Annotated in this window: 19 protein-coding genes; 8 read left to right on the top strand and 11 right to left on the bottom strand. The window is 73.1% G+C overall.

Features of this window, described 5'->3' with window-relative positions:
* Positions 1–20 precede the first annotated feature (20 nt).
* Genes D7223_RS23615 through D7223_RS23605 form a run of 3 tightly spaced genes read right to left on the bottom strand, consistent with a single transcriptional unit; the run spans position 21 to position 3,570 of the window.
* On the bottom strand, positions 21–1,379 hold the full coding sequence (locus tag D7223_RS23615; RefSeq protein ID WP_120730613.1) for an FAD-dependent oxidoreductase: 1,359 nt from the start codon (positions 1,377–1,379) through the stop codon (positions 21–23).
* Positions 1,376–2,656 carry a kynureninase gene (gene kynU / locus D7223_RS23610; RefSeq protein WP_120730662.1) on the bottom strand — a complete coding sequence of 427 codons (1,281 nt, stop codon included), beginning with the start codon at positions 2,654–2,656 and terminating at the stop codon, positions 1,376–1,378. Before kynU ends, D7223_RS23615 begins: the two co-directional genes overlap by 4 nt.
* Positions 2,657–2,670: 14 nt before the next feature.
* Positions 2,671–3,570: a tryptophan 2,3-dioxygenase gene (locus D7223_RS23605; RefSeq protein WP_120730661.1), complete on the bottom strand. Its 900-nt coding sequence runs from the start codon at positions 3,568–3,570 to the stop codon at positions 2,671–2,673.
* Positions 3,571–3,737: 167 nt separating this feature from the next.
* Here D7223_RS23605 and D7223_RS23600 point away from each other — a divergent pair, with 167 nt between their 5' ends.
* The 3 genes from D7223_RS23600 (at position 3,738) to D7223_RS23590 (ending at position 5,754) form a co-directional block, all read left to right on the top strand.
* Positions 3,738–4,223 (top strand): Lrp/AsnC family transcriptional regulator, encoded by a 486-nt coding sequence (locus D7223_RS23600; protein ID WP_120730612.1) that lies wholly within the window; start codon positions 3,738–3,740, stop codon positions 4,221–4,223.
* Between the two features lie 94 nt (positions 4,224–4,317).
* A complete protein-coding gene (locus D7223_RS23595) occupies positions 4,318–4,902 on the top strand; it encodes a hypothetical protein (RefSeq protein WP_238162181.1) in 585 nt (194 codons plus the stop codon).
* Positions 4,903–4,914: 12 nt separating this feature from the next.
* Positions 4,915–5,754, top strand: coding sequence for a class F sortase (locus D7223_RS23590; RefSeq protein ID WP_120730611.1), 840 nt, complete (start codon positions 4,915–4,917; stop codon positions 5,752–5,754).
* Between the two features lie 18 nt (positions 5,755–5,772).
* On the opposite strand, the gene D7223_RS23585 is transcribed toward D7223_RS23590, so the two are convergent.
* Entirely contained in the window at positions 5,773–6,306 is a 534-nt protein-coding gene (locus tag D7223_RS23585) for an HNH endonuclease (RefSeq protein WP_120730610.1), read from the bottom strand.
* A 283-nt stretch (positions 6,307–6,589) separates the two neighbouring features.
* Here D7223_RS23585 and D7223_RS23580 point away from each other — a divergent pair, with 283 nt between their 5' ends.
* From D7223_RS23580 to D7223_RS23570, 3 genes are all read left to right on the top strand, one after another.
* A complete protein-coding gene (locus tag D7223_RS23580; RefSeq protein WP_120730659.1) occupies positions 6,590–7,684 on the top strand; it encodes a mechanosensitive ion channel family protein in 1,095 nt (364 codons plus the stop codon).
* Between the two features lie 219 nt (positions 7,685–7,903).
* A complete protein-coding gene (locus D7223_RS23575) occupies positions 7,904–9,325 on the top strand; it encodes an MFS transporter (protein WP_120730609.1) in 1,422 nt (473 codons plus the stop codon).
* 51 nt (positions 9,326–9,376) lie between these two features.
* Positions 9,377–9,805 (top strand): globin, encoded by a 429-nt coding sequence (locus D7223_RS23570; protein WP_120730608.1) that lies wholly within the window; start codon positions 9,377–9,379, stop codon positions 9,803–9,805.
* Between the two features lie 75 nt (positions 9,806–9,880).
* On the opposite strand, the gene D7223_RS23565 is transcribed toward D7223_RS23570, so the two are convergent.
* From D7223_RS23565 to ettA, 4 genes are all read right to left on the bottom strand, one after another.
* Positions 9,881–10,468: a type III secretion system chaperone family protein gene (locus D7223_RS23565; protein WP_120730607.1), complete on the bottom strand. Its 588-nt coding sequence runs from the start codon at positions 10,466–10,468 to the stop codon at positions 9,881–9,883.
* 131 nt (positions 10,469–10,599) lie between these two features.
* A complete protein-coding gene (locus D7223_RS23560; RefSeq protein WP_120730606.1) occupies positions 10,600–11,283 on the bottom strand; it encodes a DUF8185 domain-containing protein in 684 nt (227 codons plus the stop codon).
* Positions 11,280–11,726, bottom strand: coding sequence for an acyl-CoA thioesterase (locus D7223_RS23555; protein ID WP_120730605.1), 447 nt, complete (start codon positions 11,724–11,726; stop codon positions 11,280–11,282). Before D7223_RS23555 ends, D7223_RS23560 begins: the two co-directional genes overlap by 4 nt.
* A gap of 13 nt (positions 11,727–11,739) precedes the next feature.
* Positions 11,740–13,416 carry an energy-dependent translational throttle protein EttA gene (ettA, locus tag D7223_RS23550; RefSeq protein ID WP_120730604.1) on the bottom strand — a complete coding sequence of 559 codons (1,677 nt, stop codon included), beginning with the start codon at positions 13,414–13,416 and terminating at the stop codon, positions 11,740–11,742.
* A gap of 317 nt (positions 13,417–13,733) precedes the next feature.
* Here ettA and D7223_RS23545 point away from each other — a divergent pair, with 317 nt between their 5' ends.
* Entirely contained in the window at positions 13,734–15,134 is a 1,401-nt protein-coding gene (locus D7223_RS23545) for an alpha,alpha-trehalose-phosphate synthase (UDP-forming) (RefSeq protein ID WP_120730603.1), read from the top strand.
* A gap of 38 nt (positions 15,135–15,172) precedes the next feature.
* Positions 15,173–17,734 (top strand): trehalose-phosphatase, encoded by a 2,562-nt coding sequence (gene otsB, locus D7223_RS23540; RefSeq protein WP_420330343.1) that lies wholly within the window; start codon positions 15,173–15,175, stop codon positions 17,732–17,734.
* 90 nt (positions 17,735–17,824) lie between these two features.
* On the opposite strand, the gene cobA is transcribed toward otsB, so the two are convergent.
* The 3 genes from cobA to cobC are packed head-to-tail and all read right to left on the bottom strand — an operon-like array spanning position 17,825 to position 21,209.
* The gene (gene cobA, locus D7223_RS23535; protein WP_120730601.1) at positions 17,825–19,063 is read right to left on the bottom strand and encodes a uroporphyrinogen-III C-methyltransferase; all 1,239 of its coding nucleotides are present in this window, start codon (positions 19,061–19,063) and stop codon (positions 17,825–17,827) included.
* Positions 19,060–20,142 carry a nicotinate-nucleotide--dimethylbenzimidazole phosphoribosyltransferase gene (cobT, locus tag D7223_RS23530; RefSeq protein ID WP_120730600.1) on the bottom strand — a complete coding sequence of 361 codons (1,083 nt, stop codon included), beginning with the start codon at positions 20,140–20,142 and terminating at the stop codon, positions 19,060–19,062. Before cobT ends, cobA begins: the two co-directional genes overlap by 4 nt.
* The gene (gene cobC / locus D7223_RS23525; protein ID WP_120730599.1) at positions 20,142–21,209 is read right to left on the bottom strand and encodes an Rv2231c family histidinol phosphate aminotransferase CobC; all 1,068 of its coding nucleotides are present in this window, start codon (positions 21,207–21,209) and stop codon (positions 20,142–20,144) included. Before cobC ends, cobT begins: the two co-directional genes overlap by 1 nt.
* Positions 21,210–21,248 lie beyond the last annotated feature (39 nt).

Here is a 21,248-nt window from a genome sequence, read left to right as displayed (position 1 = left end):
CAGCCGGGGATCCCAGAGGCTCATCGGCGTCTCCCCCGCCCCGATCCGGCGGATGTCCGCGCGACCGCCGTGCCGACCGCGCCGGCCAGCACCAGCGCCGCGCCGGCCACGACCGCGCCGAGCACCCGGTGCTGGCGGCGGACCCGGCGGCGCACCTGGGCGTACGGGGTGGTCGAGAAGGACACCAGCTCGTACTGGGAGACGTAGCGGTCGGGCAGGGCGCGTTCCAGCGCGTGTTCCACCCGGCGGCCGAGCTGGAACAGCGGCGAGGCGACCTTGTCCGCCATCTCCACGAAGTTGGTGAGCGCCATCCGGGCGATGGCCTCGGCGTCGGCCTGCCGCCGGCGCTGGAACAGCGGTAGCGCGGCGGACCACTCGTCGGCGCACTCGTCCAGGCAGCGGTCCAGCTCCACCACGTCCTCGAACGCCGCGTTCGCGCCCTGGCCGTAGAACGGCACGATGGCGTGGGCGGCGTCGCCGAGCAGGCCGACCTTCCCGCCGACCTGCCACGGGTCGCAGCGGACCGTGCCGAGCACGCCGACCGGGTTGTGCTGGTAGTCGTCGACCAGGTTCGGCGCCAGCGGCGGCAGGTCCGGGTAGTGGGTGGCGAAGTGCCGCTCGATCGCCGCCGGGCTGCCCAGCGAGGCGAAGCTGGCGGTGCCGTGGGTGGGCCAGAACAGCGTGCAGGTGAACGAGCGGTCCGGATTGGGCAGCGCGATCATCATCGAGGTGCCGCGCGGCCAGATGTGCAGGGCCTCCGGGTCCAGCGCGAAGTCCCCGCCCAGCGGCGGGATGGTCAGCTCCTTGTAGCCGTAGTCGAGGAAGTCCACGCTCTCGGTCAGCAGCCCGTGCCCGAGCAGCTGCCCGCGTACGGCGGAGCCGGCCCCGTCGGCGCCGAGGACGACCGGCGCGACGGCGGTGACCTTGCCCTGCGGTGTCTCGAAGGTCATCTCACCGGTGGCCGGGTCCAGGTCGACCAGCCGGTGGTCGAAGGCGACCCGCACGCCGGGCAGCGCGGTGGCGGCGTCCAGCAGCGCGTTGTTCAGCGCACCCCGGCTGATCGAGTTGATCGCCCGGTCGCCGGAGACGCTGTACGACTGGAACCGCGGCCCGCCGGCGACCGGGTGGATCATCCGGCCGCGCATCGGCAGCGCGTCGGCCATCACCTGCTGGTCCAGCCCGATCCGGCGCAGCGCGTCGAGACCCCGCTCGGACAGCGCCAGGTTGATCGAACGGCCCCGCTCGACCGTGCCGGTCCGCGGGTCCGGCCGCCGCTCGTAGATCGCCACCGGATAGCCCCGGCGGGCCAGGAAGCACGCCAGCAGGCTGCCGGCCAGCCCGGCGCCGACCACCGCGATCTCGTCCCGTTCCGCGGTCATGAGGTGGCTCCCTCCACCGTCGCGGCCAGCGCGTCGGCGACCCGCCAGCAGTCGTGGTACGTCGAGTACAGGGGCACCGGGGCGAACCGGACGACGTCCGGCTCCCGGGCGTCGGCGATCACGCCGTGCTCGTACCGCAGCCGTTTGGCCAGCTCGGCGGCGCTGGCCCCGGCGATCCGCACGGAGAGCTGGCAGCCCCGCCGGGCGGGGTCGCGCGGGGTGACCACGGTCAGCGGCCGGTCGGCGGTCACCTCGTCGAGCAGGTGTTCCAGCCAGCCGGTGAGGCGCAGGCTGCGCTCCCGCAACACCGGCATGCCGACCGCGTCGAAGATCTCCAGCGAGGTGCGGACCGGGCCCATCGCGAGGATCGGCGGGTTGGATATCTGCCAGGCCTCCACGGTGGCCGGCGGGCGGGACACCGGGGTCATCTCGAAGCGGGTCGCCGCCTCGGTGCTCCACCAGCCCTCGAAGCGGGGCAGGTGCGGATCGCCCAGGTGGCGTTCGTGGACGAACACGCCGGCCAGCGCGCCGGGTCCGGCGTTCAGGTACTTGTAGGAGCACCAGGCGGCGAAGTCGACGTCCCAGTCGTGCAGGGCCAGCGGGACGTTTCCGGCGGCGTGCGCCAGGTCCCAGCCGACGACCGCGCCGGCCGCCCGGCCGGCCGCGGTGATCGCCGGGATGTCCAGCAGCTCGCCGGTGAGGTAGTTGACCCCGCCCAGCAGCACCAGCGCCACCGTGTCGCCCTCGGCGGCCAGGAAGTCGCACACGTCGGCGGTGCGCAGGGTGTCCTCGCCGGGGCGCGGCGTCAACCGGACCACCGTGGCGTCCGGGTCCAGGCCGTGGAAGCGGGCCTGGCTGCGCACCGCGTAGCTGTCCGACGGGAAGGCGGTGTCCTCGATGACGATCCGGGTACGCCGGCCCGCCGGCCGGTAGAAGCTGACCATCAGCAGGTGCAGGTCGACGGTGAGCGAGTTCATCACCACCACCTCGGCCGGCCGGGCACCGACCAGTCGCGCGGCCGGTCCGGTGAGCAGTTCGTGGTACGGCAGCCACGGCCGCGCCGCGTCCAGGTGGCCCTCCACGCCCAGCCGCGCCCAGGCGTCCAGGTCGGCGAGGAGTTCCCCCCGGGTGGCCCGGGGTTGCAGGCCGAGCGAGTTCCCGGCCAGGTAGGCGACCTCGGGATAACGGCCGCCGTCGGCCGGCGGCACGTGGAACAGGTGCCGGTGGCCGGGGTCGGCCGCGTCCCGGTCATGGGCCTGGTGTTCGGGGGTACGCATCTCGTGTCCTCCGGTCACATCGCGGTCCGGGCCGACCACAGCTCCGGGAAGACCACCCGGGACATGCTCCGCTGCAGCCACGCCAGGCCGGCCGAGCCGCCACTGCCGACCTTGGCGCCCATCGCGCGCTGCACCGCCTTGACGTGGTTCCACCGCCAGTCGCCGAACTGCTCGGCCACCTCGGTCAGCGCCTCGCCGAGCAGGCGCAGGTGGTTGTCCGGACTGCCGTCGGCGTAGATCCGCACCCAGGCCGCCTCGACCGCCGGGTGCGGCTCGTGCTCCACCGCGACGTCCCGTTCCCGCAGCTCGGCGGGGAGGTCGTGACCGTGCCGGGCGAGCAGGGCGACCACCTCGTCCCACACACTCGGCGTGCCGAGGGCGGCGGTCAGGTCGGCGTGCACGTCGGCCTGCCGGCGGAACGGCCGGATCAGCGCCGGGTCCCGCAGCCCGAGCAGGAACTCCAGGTGGCGGTACATCGCGGACTGGAAGCCGGAGCCCTCACCGAGCAGGTTGCGGAAGCGGTTGAAGTCGGCCGGGGTCATCCACCGCAGCCCCTTCCACGCCGCGTTGAGCCCCTCCAGGTGCAGCGCGGCGCGGCGCAGTGGCGCCAGCGCGTCCCAGACCCGGTCGGACCGCAGCAGCCGGGACGTCTCGCGCAGCTCGTGGCAGGTCAACCCGAAATACAGCTCCATGATCTGGCTGACCATCAGGAAGGACATCTCGCCGGGGTCGTCGCTGAGCGTCGTCTGCAACCCGTGCAGCGTGCTGGCCTGCACGTACGCGTCGTAGGGCACCCGGTCGTCGAACTCCAGGGTGGGCTCGCCACCGTTGCGGGCCGCCCGGGCGGCGCGCTGACGCGGGGTGACCGGCCGTACCGCTGCCCGGTCGGCCGCCCGCAGGTCCGTCCGTTCCACGTTCCGCTCCCCCCACTCGTGCGATTCCGCCGGCGACACGCCGGTGAACCACATGATCCCGCGGCGAGATCGGGCAACGGAATGCCGAAACAACGGCACTCCGCGCGTACGGCCTGCCGACCGAAAGGCGATAGGCGGTATCGGGTTGCGGAACGTAAGGTCGCAGCGTGGACGAGATGGACTGGGCGCTGCTGCGCGAGCTTCAGGCCGACGCACGGCTGTCCTTCAGCGAGCTGTCCCGCCGGGTGCACCTCTCCCCGCCGGCCGTCGCCGAGCGGGTGCGCCGGCTGGAGGAGTCGGGGGTGATCACCGGCTACCACGCGCACGTCGACCTGACCCGGGCCGGCCGCACGGTGGTGGCGCTGATCCGGATGTCCTGTTACGGCTCCCGCTGCATCCTCAACGACCCCGAGGTGGCGGGTTGGCCGGAGATCATGGAGATCCACCGGATCACCGGCGACGCGTGCAGCGTGCTCAAGGTCGCCGCCGGCTCGATCGGCGAGTTCGAGGGGGTCATCGACCGGCTCGCCCCGTACGGCCAGCCGTCCAGCACCATGGTCCTCTCCACCCCGCTGGACTGGCACCCGGTGACCCCACCCGGTAAGGAAGGGCCCCCCGTTAACGCCTCCGGTAGAGGAAGGGTCCCTTCCTAACACCTGACCGCCGTCCGTGTGCCCGGCCGAGTAGGGGGAAAGCACCGCGGGTCGCCCCAGCAGGACCGGTGCACCGGTGCCGGGAGGGAGGATCATGCGGGGTCTGCGACCGTACCCAGGCGTGTTCGACGCCGGGACAACCATCGTCCGACTGCTCGGGGCGCTCGTACTGATCGGGGCCCTGACCCTGGTCGGCGCCGCGCCCGCCCGAGCGGGTGAGAACACCTTCGTGGAGGTCACGCCCAATCCCGCGCAGGCCGGCACCCGGGTGAGCATCCGGGCCAGTTGCGACAACGCCAACAACCGGCAGGAGACCGTGCACTCCGACGCCTTCGGTCGGGTCGTGGTGCGACCGGACAACGGATTCCTCACCGGGCAGGTCACCGTCCCGGGCAGCAAGGAACCCGGTGACTACCAGGTCGAGCTGCGCTGCGACAACAACACCGGAAACAGCGGCAATGGGAACAACAACGGCAACAACAACGGGAACACGGCCACGACCACGTTCACCGTGCTGAACATGGCGCAGCCCAGCAAGGGCCCGGCCACCGGTGGCGGTGGTACGGCCGGTGCCGCCGGACCGGGATCACTGTTGCTCATCGGGGGCTTCGCCGCCGTCGCGCTCGCGGTCGGGTTCGGCTTCTTCGGAGGCCGGCGTCGGACCGGGGCCGGTTCCTGACCCGCCGTCGCCATGACCGGCGCACACAGGCGTACCAGCGGGCCTGGGCGGGTTCGCGCGACCACCCGGCGGGCGCTGCGGGCGTCCGGTCGGGTCGCCGCGGCGGCCACCCGACGACTACGCCGGGTGGCCGGGGAGGCGGTCGTGGCGAGCGTGCCGACCACCGACCCGGCGGCCGGGCCGCTGCCGGCGCGACCCCGACAGCGCTGGGCCGGCGGACGGCGGTTCGTCCCGGGCCGGCACCCCGGCTTCGGCGTGCTGGTGATCGGGACGTTGATGGTGCTGATCGTCGCGATGCTCGGTGTGGAGCGGGTCACCGGATACCGGGTGCTGCCGGACCAGTTCATCGCCGGGCTGCGCCCACCGCCGAAGAAGTTCCCGGTGCTGCCCGCGAGCCCACCGGTCGGCATCGAGATCGACACCCTCGACCTGCGGGCGCCGGTGCACACCGTCGGGCTCGCCCCGGACGGCGCCATCGCCGCGCCCGAGGCCGCCCGCGCGCAGGAGGCCGGCTGGTACGACCAGGGACCCACCCCCGGGCAGAACGGCCCGGCGGTGATCGTCGGTCACGTGGACACCAGCACCGGGCCGGCGGTCTTCCACGAGCTGCGGGAGTTGGACGAGGGCGACCGCGTCGAGGTGACCCGCACCGACGGGTCGGTGGCGGTGTTCGAGGTGAACTCGGTGGAGCGGTTCGACAAGGAGCGCTTCCCCGCCGACGAGGTCTTCGGCGACTTCAGTCGCCCCAACCTTCGCCTGGTCACCTGCGGCGGGCGCTGGGTGGGGGGCGAGACCGGTTACGCGGACAACGTGGTGGTGTTCGCGTCCCTGGTGCAGGCTCGTGGGGCCTGAGCAGCCGGCCGGGCCGGCTCAGGCGGCCTCGGGTTCGCGCAGGTCCAACCAGTCGGCCCAGCGCGGGTCCGGCGCCCGGTGGCCGAGCACCCGCCAGGCGGTGCCCTTCGGCGCGGCCGGCAGCGCGTGCAGTCGCCAGCCCAACTCGGCGGGGGTCTTGTCGCCCTTGGTGTGGTTGCACCGGGCGCAGGCCGCCACCACGTTCTCCCAGGCGTGCCGGCCGCCCCGGCTGCGCGGGAAGACGTGGTCGATGGTCTCGGCCGGACCGCGGCAGTATGCGCACCGCCAGCCGTCCCGGGCGAAGATCGCCCGGCGGGACAGACCCACGTGGGTCCGGTAGGGCACCCGTACGAAACGCGTCAACCGGACGACCGACGGCACCGGCAGCTCGTTCCGCGCGCTGTGCAGCATCCCGTCCCCGTCGGCGACGCAGATCGCCTTGGCGGAGAGCACGAGGATCGCGGCTCGACGCACCGACACGACACACAGCGGCTCGTAGGTGGCGTTGAGAACCAGCGCGCCGGAGCCCACCGTGGGTCGTATGTCAGGCATCGCGCTCACCCTCCCGGTTCAGCGGCCCCTTGCGTGCCACCGTCGACCGGGAGAAGGGCGCAGCCACCCACCACGGCCGACGCCGGCCGGATCACCGACGTCCGTGCGCCCATCGTCCCTGATAAGACCCCGGATTGCACGCACTAATCCGGGGTCCCCCACCGAAGCGGTCGCACCGCCGGGGCCCGATGACCGCTTCGCCCCCGTACGCCCGCCGGTACGCACCGCCGGGGTACGGAGGGGCGGTGCGGCGGGGCGGTGGCGGGTGCGGTACGAAAACACGGTGACCCTTGCCAGCCTGCTGCCGCCCGCCCTGCCCTCCGTCGAGGCGCCGGCCACCGATCCGTCGCCCGCCTGCCTGGACGATCTCCTCTGCAAGGGGGCCTACGACCTGACCGGTTCGGTGTGGTTCGCCGAGGGCAGCTACTGGATCCTGCTCAAGCCGCTGCGGGTCGCCCTGATCCTGCTGCTGGCGCTGGCCGCGCGCTGGCTGGTGCACCGGACGATCAGCCGGCTGGTCCGCACCACCACCGACGCGGGCGTGCCGACGATGCTGCGGCCGCTGCGCGAGCGGATCCCCAGCGCGGCCGTCGAGCCGGGCGAGTTCGTGCCGGAGCGGCGGCGGCAGCGGGCCGAGGCGATCGGGTCGGTGCTGCGCAGCCTCACCACCGCCTTCATCATGGGCATCGCGCTGCTGATGGTGCTCAAGGAGTTCAGCTTCGACCTGGCCCCGCTGCTGGCCAGCGCGGGGATCGCCGGTGTGGCCCTCGGGTTCGGCGCGCAGAGCCTGGTGAAGGACCTGATCGCCGGCCTGTTCATGCTGATCGAGGACCAGTACGGCGTCGGCGACACGGTGGATCTGGGCGAGGCCACCGGGGTGGTGGAGTCGGTGGGGCTGCGGGTGACCACCGTACGGGACGGCCGGGGCGTGCTCTGGTACATCCGCAACGGCGAGATCGTCCGAGTGGGCAACAAGAGTCAGGGCTGGGCGCTGGTCGTGGTCGACCTGCCGATCGGCTTCGCCGGTACGGAGGAGGCGAACGCGGTGCTGCGTACCGCCGCCGCCTCCCTCGCCCTGGACCCCGAGCTGGCCCCGGAGATCGTGGAGGCGCCCGAGGTGCTGGGCGTGGAGCAGATGACCGTCGACGGTGCGGTGATCCGGACGGTGGTGAAGACGACCGCGGACGGGCAGTTCGCGGTCGGTCGGGAGCTGCGCCGGCGGCTGGCCGAGGCGCTGGAGAACTCCGGCATCACCGCGCGGATCGCGGCCGCCCGGCTCTACCCGGGTCTGCCGCCGGCGACGTCCGGCCTTCTGCCCGGGGCCACGCCGGGCGGCACCACGACGCCGGGATCGGCCACGCCGGGCGGAACGGTCTGACCTAACAGCGGGGGTCGCGGGTCGGGCAGCCCCTCGGGTATCGTCCGTTCGTTCAGTCGGTGATGCGACGTTCAACCCGTCCTCCCTAGCCAGTTGTCGGACGATCGGGCAGAATCCGGTGCACGCGTTCCCGCCGGAGCGTGATCACGTCCTCGCTGATCCGTAGATCTGACGACGGTTCCCGGGCCCACCATCACGAGTGGCCGGCCCATCGGGACGATGGAGGCGACGGTGCCCGACGAGCGACCTTCCCCGGAAGGCCCGGCCACCTTCCGAGAGGTCTTCGACCAACGCGAATACCGGTTCGTCCTCACCGCCAGCACCCTGTCCTGGATCGGTGACTACATCGCGAAGGCCGCGGTGACGCTGCTGGTCTACCAGCAGACCGAGTCGGTCGCGCTGTCCGCCGCCGCGTTCGCGGTGAGCTACCTGCCGTGGCTGATCGGCGGCCCGCTGCTCGCCACCCTCGCCGAACGGCACCGCTACCGCAGCGTCATGGTCGCCTGCGACCTCATCCGGATGGTGCTGATGCTCCTCATCGCCATCCCCGAGGCACCGGTCCCGCTCACCCTGGCTCTGCTGTTCGTCACCACCCTGGCCAGCCCGCCGAGCCAGGCGGCCCGGTCCGCCCTGATGCCGCTGCTGCTCAACGGTGACCGCCTGGTGGTCGGACTGTCGGTCAACGCCAGCGTCGGGCAGGCCGCACAGGTGATCGGCTACACGGCCGGCGCCGGCATCGCCGCGTTCAGTCCGGCCGCCGCGCTGCTGACCAACGCGGCGACGTTCGGCCTGTCCGCCGCGCTGGTCCGTTTCGGCGTCGCGGACCGGCCCGCGGCGATGACCGACGCGCACCGCAGCCACCTGCTGCGGGAGACCGCCGACGGCTTCCGGATGGTCTTCGGCACGCCGGTACTGCGCGCCATCGCCGTACTGGTGTTCAGCGCGATGCTCTTCTCGATCGTGCCCGAGGGGCTCGCGGCGGCGTGGGCCGCCGAGCATTCCGCCGGCATGAACCCGGGCGTCGCCCAGGCCGTCATCATGGCCGCGGGCCCGGTCGGGTTCATCGTCGGTGGTCTGCTCATCGGCCGGGCGGTCGCGCCGGCCCGCCGGGTGGCCCTGATCCGTCCACTGGCGGTGCTCGCCCCACTGACGCTCGTGCCCGCCCTGCTGGACCCGCCGCCGCTCGTGGTGGCACTGCTCGCGGCGGTTTCCGGGTTCGCCGTGGCCGGCCTGCTACCGGTGGCCAACGGGCTGTTCGTCCGCGCGCTGCCGGACGGGTTCCGGGCCCGCGCGTTCGGCGTGATGGCCACCGGGCTCCAGGTGATCCAGGGCGCGGCGGTGCTGATCACCGGGCTGCTGGCCGAGCGGTTCTCGATTCCGCTGGTGGTCGGGGTGTGGAGCGCGGCCGGAGTGGTGCTCATGTCCGCCATCGCGCTGTCCTGGCCGCGCCTCGTGACGAGCGGCGCCACCGCCGGACGGGCCGTCGCCGGCACCGACGACACGACCCGGGCGGACGGGCCGACGGCCGGTCACCCGGTCTCCCCGCGAGTCGGCACCGACCCGGCCGGCGCCGACCAGGCCAGGACGGATCCGGCCGCCCGGCCGGGCGATCCGGGACGGCACCGGCACGCGGTGACCTGACGCACAACGGGCACCCCGGACGGCACGCCGGTCGCCTGGCAGGATGGAACGGTGACTGCCGCAGGTGAATCGGACCGTCCCGGTGCGTCGACGACCCTCTTCGAGGCGATCGGCGGCGAGCCCACCTTCCGCAAGCTGGTCGACGAGTTCTATGCCGGCGTCGCCACCGATCCGCTGCTTCGCCCGATGTACCCGGAGGAGGACCTGGGCCCGGCCGCCGACCGGCTCACCCTGTTCCTGATGCAGTACTGGGGCGGTCCGAACACCTACTCCAGCCAGCGCGGCCACCCCCGCCTGCGGATGCGGCACGCGCCCTTCCGGATCGGCGCGGCGGAGCGGGACGCCTGGCTGCTGCACATGCGCCACGCGGTGGATCGGCTCGACCTGCCGCCGCAGCTGGCCGCCGCGCTCTGGGACTATCTGGAGCGGGCCGCGTACTTCATGGTCAACATGATGGAGGACCCGGCCGGTCCGGCCTGACGGCCGCACCGCGGGCGGCGGCCGCGGGGCCTCGGCCCCGCGGACCGGCCGGTGCGGGCCGGCGCCGGCCGGCGGTCAGAGCAGGGCGCCCTCGTCGTGCAACCAGTCGACGAAACTGGTCGCCACCGCCGCGCCGCAGTCGAGCATCTCGACCAGCAGGGCGTCGTGCGCCCCCGCGCCGAACGGCACCTGGAGTTCGGCGTAGATGGGCAGCTGCCCGCGCTCGGTCGGGTCGCCGATGTAGGCCTTGCAGAAGCGCCGGGTGTGGTTCCACTCGTTGACCACCCGGTAGGCCCGGTCCTCCCAGTCCGGCGGGACCGTCGCGTGTGGACGGGCCCGCATCACCAGGATCTCGTCCTCCGGGCCCTCGAGGGTGACCAGCACCGCGTGCCGCTCCCACATGGCCAGCAGGTTGCCGTCGCCGTCGGCCAGGTAACGCACGTCGAGCAGGTCCAGCGCGTCGCAGACCCGGCTCAGGGTGACCGGCGCGACGGTGGCCGGCATGGCGGCGATCACCGGCCGGTCCACGGTCGGGCAGTTGTCACCCGGCTGACGCGGGGCCGGTGGTCCGACCCGGACGGTGCTGTCCACTGTGATCCCGCTCCGACCTTCCGGCTCACCGCCGTCATTGGCGGGACCGGGGCGCCATGACCACCACGGCATCGCTCGCGCACCTCACTCCCCAGCGGATCCAGCCGCCTACGGTGCGTTGGATCCGAGGATGGACGGTACCCGGACAGCCGGGTTGAAGCACCCCCCCAACGGCAGCACCAGGCCAGAAGAATGAATCGGGGTCATCCGAAGGTATGAGTTGGGACGGGTCGGACAACAAGATCCGTCGCCTTCTGCGACCATGCCGCTCCGTACGGCCCCACCAGTCCGACCCAACGGCCGGCCGCACGCACCTGAACGTCGCCGACCCCGCCGGGCGCACCCGCACCGTCCGGCCCGAGGAAGCCCATCCGGACCACGCCCTGCACCAGTCGCTGCGACACCTCCACCGGCGCGCCGGACGGGTCGTCCGGGGTCACCACCACGGGCACGTGGTCGAGCAGCGCGTCGCGTACCGCCCGCTGGCCCACCGCCCGCCCGGCCACCCCGTGCGCGGTCGCGTCGCGCAGCGCGCCCGCCGCCGCCTCGGCGATCCGCCGCAGCTGCACCGCGGGCAGGTTCTCCACCCGCCGGCTGGTGCCGGGCGGCAGCGGCCAACGCCACTGCGCGTCGCGGCGCGCCGGCAGCGCGGGGCCACCCGCCGCCAGCTCGGCGAGCAGCTCGCCGGCCGCCACGGTCACGTCACCCGGGCCGTCTCCGGCCACCGTGCGGACCACCAGCACGCCCCACGGCAGACGGGCCCAGAGGGCCGTACGCGCCGGAGCCGCGCCGGGCCGCAGCCGTACCACGGCGGCCGGGTCCAGTCGCACCAGGCGAGCCAGGAACGCGCCGGCGTCGGCGACGTCGACGAGGCCGTGCCCGGTCATGTCACGGTCCCGCCCGGGGCGTACGAGAGCAGGAACCTGCGCTCCTCCGGGGAGATCCGCCGGGGCCGCTGCCGGGTCAGGTCGAACGGCACCAGCACCGAGCGGGCCCGGCTGGCCAGGGTGTCACCGTCGTACAACTCGTAGGCGACGGTGAACGAGGCCGCCCGGATCTCCTCCACCCACAGCTCGATCCGCACCGTCGGGGCGGCCTCGGCGGTCGCCCGGCCGAGGGCGTAGTCGACCGGGCGCAGGTAGTCGACCTCGTGCCGGGCGATGACCACCCCGTCGGCGAACGAGCCGACTCCCCACGCCCGGCCGCCGGCGAACATCAACGCCACCCGCGCCTCCTCGTACAGGGTGAGGAAGCGCGAGTTGTTGATGTGGCCGTACGCGTCGAGGTCGGACCAGCGCAGCGTGCAGTGGTAGACGAAACGGTCAGACAAGGGTCAGCACCGGTCAGTCACGGGTCAGCTTGCGGTAGGTCACCCGGTGCGGGCGGGCCGCGTCGGCGCCCAGCCGGTCGACCTTGTTCTTCTCGTACGCCTCGAAGTTGCCCTCGAACCAGAACCACTTCGCCGGGTCCTGGTCGTCGCCCTCCCAGGCCAGGATGTGCGTGGCGACCCGGTCGAGGAACATCCGGTCGTGGGAGATGACCACGGCGCAGCCGGGGAACTCCAGCAGCGCGTTCTCCAGGCTGGACAGCGTCTCCACGTCCAGGTCGTTGGTCGGCTCGTCGAGCAGGATCACGTTGCCGCCGATCTTCAGCGTCAGCGCCAGGTTGAGCCGGTTGCGCTCGCCGCCGGAGAGGACCTTGGTCGGCTTCTGCTGGTCCGGCCCCTTGAAGCCGAACGCGGCGATGTACGCCCGGGACGGCATCTCGACCTTGCCCACCATCAGGTAGTCGAGGCCGTCGGAGACGACCTCCCAGACCGTCTTGTCGCCGTCGAGTCCCTGGCGGTTCTGGTCGACGTACGACAGGGAGACGGTCGGGCCGACCCGGACCTCGCCGCCGGTCGGCTCCTCCAGCCCGACGATGGTCTTGAACAGGGTGGTCTTGCCGACGCCGTTCGGGCCGATGATGCCGACGATGCCGTTGCGCGGCAGCGAGAACGACAGGTTGTCGATCAGCAGCCGGTCGCCGAAGCCCTTGCTGAGCCCCTGCGCCTCGATCACCGTGCTGCCCAGACGCGGGCCCGGCGGGATCTGGATCTCCTCGAAGTCGAGCTTCCGGGTCTTCTCCGCCTCGGTGGCCATCTCGTCGTACCGGTCGAGGCGGGCCTTGGACTTGGTCTGCCGGGCCTTGGCGTTGGAGCGGACCCACTCCAGTTCCTCGGAGAGGCGCTTCTTCATCTTGGCGTCGCGGCGACCCTCGACGGCCAGTCGGGCGGCCTTCTTCTCCAGATAGGTGGAGTAGTTGCCCTCGTACCCGACGGCCCGGCCCCGGTCCAGTTCCAGGATCCAGCCGGCCACGTTGTCCAGGAAGTACCGGTCGTGGGTGATGGCGATGACGGTGCCGGCGTACTTGGCCAGGTGCTGCTCCAGCCACTGCACGCTCTCCGCGTCCAGGTGGTTGGTGGGCTCGTCGAGCAACAGCAGGTCGGGGGCCTCCAGCAGCAGCTTGCACAGCGCGACCCGGCGCCGTTCGCCACCGGAGAGCTGGGTGACGTCGGCGTCGGGCGGCGGGCAGCGCAGCGCGTCCATGGCCAGTTCGAGCTTGGAGTCGATGTCCCACGCGTCGGCGTGGTCCAGCTCCTCCTGGAGCCGGCCCATCTCCTCCATCAGCTCGTCGGAGTAGTCCGTCGCCATCTGCTCGGCGATCTTGTTGAACCGCTCCAGCTTCGCCTTCGTCTCGGCCACCGCCTCCTCGACGTTGCCGAGGACGGTCTTGGCGTCGTTGAGCGGGGGCTCCTGCGCGAGCATGCCCACGCTGTAGCCGGGCATCAGCCGGGCCTCGCCGTTGCTCGGCCGGTCCAGCCCTGCCATGATCTTGAGGAGGCTGGACTTACCGGCGCCGTTCGGGCCGACCACACCGATCTTGGCCCCCGGCAGGAAGCTCAGCGTCACGTTGTCGAGCACGACCTTGTCGCCGTGCGCCTTGCGCGCCTTTTCCAGGACGTAGATGTACTGGGCCACGGTGCGGGCTACCTCCGTAGGTTGCGATCGCGGGTCGGCGCGCGGGCGCGGGCTGCGAGGTCCGCCCGCCGCCGCCGGCCGGGGGCCGGCTACGCGCACGCCGTCGTCAATCCTGACAGGTACGCTCCGCCGCGCCCACATCACCCCGCCCGGGCAGTACGGCGGCGCGCCGGTGGGGTCCGTCTGTCGAGAAGATCACGTCCCGGATTCGGCCGGCTCGGGACGGGTAGGTAACTCCGGCACGGGGCCCCAGACGCCGCAGCTACGCTCAGTACGCTCATCGCGGTTGACCCGTCAGCACCTGGAGGTGGCCGAACGTGACCGTCCGCAGCTCCTTTGTCGTAGTGGCGAACCGACTGCCGGTCGACGAGGTGAGCACACCCGAGGGACGGCAGTGGCGACGCAGCCCGGGTGGGCTGGTGACCGCACTGCACCCCGTCCTCGCCGAACACAAGGGCACCTGGGTCGGCTGGGCCGGTGGCACCGGCGCGGCCCCCGAGCCGTTCGACCTGGAGGGCATCCGACTGCACCCGGTGCCGCTGAGCGCCGAGGAACTGGAGCGCTACTACGAGGGCCAGTCCAACGCCACGATCTGGCCGCTCTACCACGACGCGGTCGAGACACCGGCCTACAAGCGTCGCTGGCGGGAGGCGTACCGGCTGGTGAACGCCCGCTTCGCGGAGGCCGCGGCGGAGGTCGCCGCCGAGGGGGCCACGGTCTGGGTGCAGGACTACCAGCTCCAGCTCGTCCCGGCGATGCTGCGGGAGCTGCGACCGGACCTGCGGATCGGGTTCTTCCTGCACATCCCGTTCCCGCCGATCGAGCTGTTCATGCAGATGCCGTTCCGCACCGAGATCCTCCGCGGCCTGCTCGGCTCCGACCTGGTCGGGTTCCAGCAGCGGTTGGCCGCGCAGAACTTCGTCCGGCTGGCCCGGCACCTGCTCGGCCTGCGGTACGAGGGCCAGATGATCCAGGTCGACGGCCGGCAGGTGAAGGCGGGCGCGTTCCCGATCTCCATCGACACCCAGGAGATGGAACGGCTGGCCGCCGACCCGGCGATCCAGGCCCGCGCCAAGGAGATCCGCGAGGAGCTGGGCAACCCGAAGACGATCATCCTGGGCGTCGACCGGCTGGATTACACCAAGGGCATCGAGTTGCGGCTCAAGGCGTTCCGCGAGTTGCTGGCTGACGGAAAGTTGACAGTTCCGGATGCGGTTATGGTGCAGGTGGCCACCCCGAGCCGCGAGCGGGTCGAGCACTACCAGGCACTACGGGTCAAGGTGGAGCGCGAGGTTGGTCGGATTAATGGTGAATTCGGCAGGGTCGGCGTGCCGGCGGTGCATTATCTGCATCAGTCGTACAGTCGCACTGAGCTGGCCGCGATGTACGCCGCTGCCGACGTGATGATGGTGACCCCGCTGCGAGACGGCATGAACCTCGTGGCCAAGGAGTACGTCGCATCCCGCGCCGACCAGGGTGGTGCACTCGTGCTCAGTGAGTTCGCCGGCGCCGCGACCGAGCTGCGCCAGGCGTTCCTGTGCAACCCGCACGACCCTGACGCGGTCAAGGACGCCCTGCTGAGGGCCGTGCACGTGGAGAAGCCGGAGGCCCGCCGCCGCATGCGGACAATGCAACGCCATCTTCGCACCCACGATGTGGGTCACTGGGCGAAGTCCTTCCTCACCGAGCTGGGTGTGCCCGACGCGGAGGACGAGTGAACGCCCCCACCGACATCGTCGTACCGGCCGCCGGCACGATGGACCCGGAGCTGCGCTCCGCCATCGGCCGCATCGCCCGGGTGCCACAGCTCCTGATCGCCTGTGACTACGACGGCACGCTCGCGCCGATCGTGGAGGACCCGAGCAAGGCCGTACCGCTGCCCGAGTCGGTGGCCGCGGTGCGCGCCCTGGCCGCGCTGCCGCAGACCACCGTGGCGGTGGTCTCCGGGCGGGCGCTGCGCGACCTGGCCGCACTCTCCCGGCTGCCCAGCGAGGTCCACCTCGTCGGCAGCCACGGCTCCGAGTTCGACATCGGCTTCGTCGAGCGGCTCAGCCCCGAGCTGATCGCGGTACGCACCCGGCTGCGCGACGCGCTGCGGGAGATCGCCGCCGCGCACCCCGGCGTACGCCTGGAGCGCAAGCCGGCCAGCGTCGCGGTGCACACCCGCGGAGTCGACCCGCAGGTCGCCGCCGCCGCCATCGAGGCGGTCCGCAGCGGCCCCGCCACCTGGGACGACGTTACCGTCACCCAGGGCAAGGAGGTCATCGAGCTGTCCGTGGTGGCCACCCACAAGGGCACCGCGGTCGACCAGCTCCGCACCCAGCTGTCGGCCAGCGGGGTGCTGTTCATCGGCGACGACGTCACCGACGAGAACGCCTTCGGCAACCTGCACGGCCCGGACGTCGGCATCAAGATCGGACCGGGCGACACGAAGGCCGGCTACCGGGTCGCCGAGCCGATCGAGGCCGCCCGCGCCCTCGGCCTGCTGCTGGAGACCCGCCGGCACTGGCTCTTCGGCGAGCGCGCGGTGCCCATCGAGCGGCACTCGATGATCGCCAACGGCCGGACGATGGCGCTGCTCACGCCCGAGGCCAAGGTGACCTGGCTCTGCCACCCCAAGCCGGACTCGGCGGCGATCTTCGCCGACCTGGTCGGTGGCAGCCCCGCCGGGCACTTCAGCGTCTCCCCCGAGCGCGGCGGCATCCCGCTCGGCCAGCGTTACCGTTCCGGCACGATGACCGTGGAGACCCGCTGGTCCGGTCTCACCGTGACCGACTGGCTGGACAAGCCGGCCCGGGAGACCACCCCGGACGGCCCGGCCGTGATCACCGGGGACTCGACCCTGGTCCGGGTGCTCACCGGTTCCGGCCGGGCCCGGGTGGAGTTCGCGCCCCGACCCGAGTTCGGACAGGTGGCGGTGCAGCTCCAGCCGATCGGCGACGGCCTGCTGGTGCTCGGCTCGAACGAACCGGTCGCGCTCTACTCCCCCGGCGTCGAGTGGGAGGTCGGCAACGACGGCGGCTACGAGACCGCCAAGGCGGTCGTCGACCTGTCCGCCGCCGGCGGACAGGTCGTCCTGGAACTGCGCTTCGGCACCCACAGTCTGGAACACCACCGGCTGCCGATCCACGAACGGCAGGCCGCGGCCGAGCAGCCGTGGAAGGACTGGGTGGCCTCGCTTCGGCTGCCCGGCACCGCCCGCGACCTGGTCGCCCGCAGCGCGCTGACCCTGCGCGGGCTGTGCCACGAGGCGACCGGCTCGATCCTCGCCGCGGCGACCACCTCGTTGCCGGAGGAACTGGGTGGCGTCCGCAACTGGGACTACCGATACTGCTGGCTTCGCGACGCGGCGATGACCGCGCGGGCGCTGGTGGACCTCGGGTCCACCGAGGAGGCCGAGGCGTTCCTGCGCTGGGTGGACGGCTGCGTGGAGCGCACCGGCGGCCACCCCGAGCGGCTGCACCCGCTCTACACCGTCGACGGGTTCGAGCTGGGCGCCGAGGCGGTCATCGACACGCTGCCCGGCTACGCCGGCTCCCGCCCGGTGCGGGTCGGCAACCTCGCCAACCACCAGCTCCAGCTCGACGTCTTCGGTCCGATCGCCGACCTGATCGCCGCCGTCGCCGACGCGCGGGGCTCGGTCCGCGACGACGAGTGGCGGGTCCTGGACAACATGGTCGAGGCGGTACGCCGCCGCTGGCACGAGCCCGACCACGGCATCTGGGAGGCGCGCCTCCCCCCGCGGCACCACATCTTCTCCAAGGTCATGTGTTGGATGACCGTGGACCGGGCGCTGCACGTCGTCCGCCAGCACGGCGGCGAGGACCGGCCGGAGTGGGTGGAGCTGCGCGACCGGATCGGCGCGAACGTGCTGGAGTACGGCTGGCACGAGCACGCCGAGGCGTACAGCGTCGCGTACGGCGACGAGGAGATGGACGCCTCGTCGCTCTGGATCGGCCTGTCCGGGCTGCTCCCGGGTGACGACCCGCGCTTCCTGTCCACCGTCCTCAAGATCGAGGCGGACCTGCGCAGCGGCCCGGTCGTCTACCGCTACCACTGGGACGACGGCCTGCCCGGTCGTGAGGGCGGCTTCCACATCTGCACGGCGTGGCTGATCGAGGCGTACCTGCGCACCGGCCGCCGCACCGACGCCGAGGAACTGTTCGCGCAGATGATCCTCACCGCGGGACCGACCGGCCTGCTCCCCGAGCAGTACGACCCGCTCGCCGAGCGCGGCCTGGGCAACCACCCGCAGGCGTACAGCCATCTCGGTCTGATCCGCTGCGCCCTGTTGCTGGACAACATGCTCAAGCAGTGACCTGAGCGGTACGCGCGACGGCCCGGGACCGTTGTCCCGGGCCGTCGTCGTCGGGTCCTCGATCGACTCGCCTTCAGAGAAGTCGGGGTGTCACACGGGGTGGGATGGCCGGACTTCACTGATGTCGAGCGCGTGGACCACGTCGCCGACCACCACGACGGCCGGCGGGCGCAACCCGGACGCCACGACGTCGTCGGCCACCGCCCCCAGCGTGGACCGGAGCACCTGCTGCCCGTCGGTCGTCGCCTCCTGCACGACGGCCGCGGGCGTGTCGGCCGGCCGGCCGTGCGCGATCAGCGTCGCCGCGATGGCGGCCAGGTTCTTCAGGCCCATCAGGACCACCAGGGTGCCGCGCAGGGCGGCCAGCGCGTCCCAGCGAACCAGCGAGGCCGGCGCGTCCGGCGCGAGATGCCCGGACACCACGGTGAACTCGTGCGCCACCGCCCGGTGGGTGACCGGGATCCCGGCCGCCGCCGGGGCCGCGATCGAACTTGTCACACCCGGGACCACGGTCACCGGCACGCCGGCCTCCGCGCAGGCCAGCAGTTCCTCGCCACCCCGGCCGAAGACGTACGGGTCCCCGCCCTTGAGCCGGACCACCACCCGGCCCGCCGCCGCCCGGTCGACGATGATCCGGTTGATCTCCTCCTGCGCCCGGGACGGGCCATAGGGGATCTTGGAGGCGTCGACCAGCTCGACGCCGGGCCGCAGCTCGTCCAGGAGCAGCCCGGGCACGAGCCGGTCGGCGACCACCACGTCCGCCTCGGTGAGCAGCCGCCACCCCCGCACGGTGATCAGCTCCGGGTCGCCGGGCCCCGCCCCCACGAGGGCGACCCGGCCACCGGCGCTCCCCGCCACGGTCGACACCGGGTCCTTCCGGGCACGCAGGAGACCGCGGATCGCGTCGCGGACGGCCATCGCACGGTGCGGGTCGCCGCCGCCGAGGACCGCCACGGTGACCGGACCGTGGCGGGTCACCGCGGGCGTCCAGGCGGTCGCGGCGGCGCGGTCGTCGGCACGCACACAGAAGATCCGCCGCTCGGCGGCGACCGCGCTGACCGACGCGGCGGCGACCGGGTCGTCCACGGCGACCTGGACCAGCCAGGCGCCGTCCAGGTCGTCGGGGGCGAAGCGGCGTTCCGCCCAGTGCAGGCGGCCCGCGTCGACGTGCGCCCGCAGCGCCGGGGTCAGCTCCGGAGCGACCAGGAAGACGTCCGCGCCGGCGTCGAGCAGTGCCGGCACCCGCCGGGTGGCGACCGCTCCCCCGCCCACCACGACCACCCGCCGGCCGGCCAGCCGCAGTCCCAGGGGGTACGGGTTGGCGCTCACTTCTCGCTGACCCCGGCCGAGTCGAAGGTGGCGACCTCGTGCAGCACCCGGACCGCGCCGGTGACGACCGGCAGGGCGAGCAGGGCGCCGGTGCCCTCGCCGAGGCGCAGCCCGAGATCGATCAGGGGTTCCAGGCCCAGCCGGTGCAGCGCGACCGTCGCGCCGGGCTCCGCCGAGCGGTGTCCGGCGACCATCGCGCCGGTGGCGTCCGGCGCGAGGGCGGCGGCGGCCAGCGCGGCGGACACCGCGATCACCCCGTCCAACAGCACCGGGACGCGCCGGGCGGCCGCGCCGAGGATGAGGCCGGCCAGCGCCGCGTGCTCCAGGCCGCCGACCGCGGCGAGCACCCCGAGGGGGTCGGCCGGGTCGGGCGCGTGCCGGCGCAGGGCGTCGCGCACCACGGCCACCTTCCGGGCGTACGTGGCGTCGTCCACCCCGGTGCCCCGGCCGGTCGTCTCCGCCGGATCGGCGCCGGTGAACGCGGCGATCAGCGCGGCGGCCGGAGTGGTGTTGCCGATGCCCATGTCGCCGGTGAGCAGGATGCCCGCCCCACCGTCGATCAGCTCGTCGGCGATCCGGATGCCGGTCTCCACCGCCGCGCGGGTCTCGTCGCGGGTCAGCGCGGCGGTCACCGCCAGGTCCCGGGTGCCGGGCCGGACGTTCGCGGTGACCAGCCGGGGCGCGCCGAGGGTCGCCGGGCCGGGCTCGCCCGGGGTCGTCGGCAGCGGCGTGCCGACGCCGACGTCGACCACGGTGACCGACGCGCCGGCCTGCCGGGCGAACGCGTTGACGACCGCCCCACCGGCCAGGAAGTTGGCGATCATCTGGGCGGTGACCTCCTGCGGCCACGGGGTCACCGCCTGGGCGTGCACCCCGTGGTCGCCGGCGAAGATCGCCACCGCCGCCGGCTCCGGCAGCGGCGGCGGGCAGGTCCCGGCCAGGCCGGCGAGGCGTACCGAGAGGTCCTCCAGGGCACCGAGCGACCCGGCGGGTTTGGTCAACCGGCGGTGCAGGTCACCGGCGGCGGTCATCGCCGCGACGTCGAGTGGCCCGATCGCCGCGATCGTGCGCTCCAGCATCATGCCTCCAGGATCTCCGCCAGTATGTCGGTGAACGCGTCGGTGGTGGCCGGGTCGCGTACCGCGATCCGCAGCCAGTCCGGCCCCAGCCCGGGGAAGGTGTCCCCCCGGCGCACCGCCCAGCCGCGCTCGCGCAGGGCGACGCGTACCCGGTCGGCGCCCGGCCGGTGGATCAGCACGAACGCGCTGGCCGGCTCCCCGGCGACGCGTACGCCGGGAAGGGCCGACAGGCGCGCGACCAGGTGGTCCCGGTCGGCGGCGAGGCGGGCGGCGATGGCGCGCTCGGCCTCGACCGCCACGGACGCGGCGCAGGCGGCGGCGGCCGCCAGGGCCGGCGTGGACACCGCCCAGAGCGGCTGGACGGCGGCCAGCCGCTCCAGCAGCGCGGGCTCGCCGAGCAGGTAGCCGACGCGCAGCCCGGCCAGCCCCCAGGTCTTGGTGAGGCTGCGGACCACCAGCAGTCCGGGCAGGTCCCGCCGGGAGGCCAGCGACTCGGGCTCGCCGGGTACGCCGGGGGCGATCGTGGTGTCGGCGAACGCCTCGTCGACCACGAGGACCCGGCCGGGGCGGGCCAGGGCGGCCAGGGTCCGCGCGGGGTGCAGCACCGAGGTGGGGTTGGTGGGATTGCCGACCATGACCAGGTCGGCGTCCTCGGGCACCTGGCCCGGGTCGAGCCGGAACCCGTCGACGGGGTTCAGCAGCACCCGCTCGACCTGATGTCCGGCCGCCCGCAGGGCCGCCTCCGGCTCGGTGAACTGCGGATGCACCACGACCGGCCGGCGGACGCCGCGCAGCGCCTGGGCGACGAGCACGAAAGCCTCGGCCGCACCGGCGGTGAGTAGCACCTCGGCCGGTGGGCGGCGGTGCCGGCCGGCGACGGCGGCCCGCGCCGGGCGCGGGTCGGGGTACCCGGCCAGGTCACCCAGCGCGGCGGTGACCGGGTCGGCGAGCCAGTCCGGCATCGGGGCGCGGCGGACGTTGACCGCGAGGTCGACCAGCCCGTCACCCACTTCGGCGTCACCGTGATGGGTGAGATCCGGTTCGACGGCGGCTGTCTGACCACGCATGCCCGCGATCCTGCCGGGAAGGCGGCGCGCGGGACAGCG

This window comes from Micromonospora endolithica (assembly GCF_003626595.1).
In the GTDB taxonomy this organism is placed as follows: domain Bacteria; phylum Actinomycetota; class Actinomycetes; order Mycobacteriales; family Micromonosporaceae; genus Micromonospora; species Micromonospora endolithica.
This window is presented reverse-complemented; position numbering and strand designations above follow the sequence as displayed.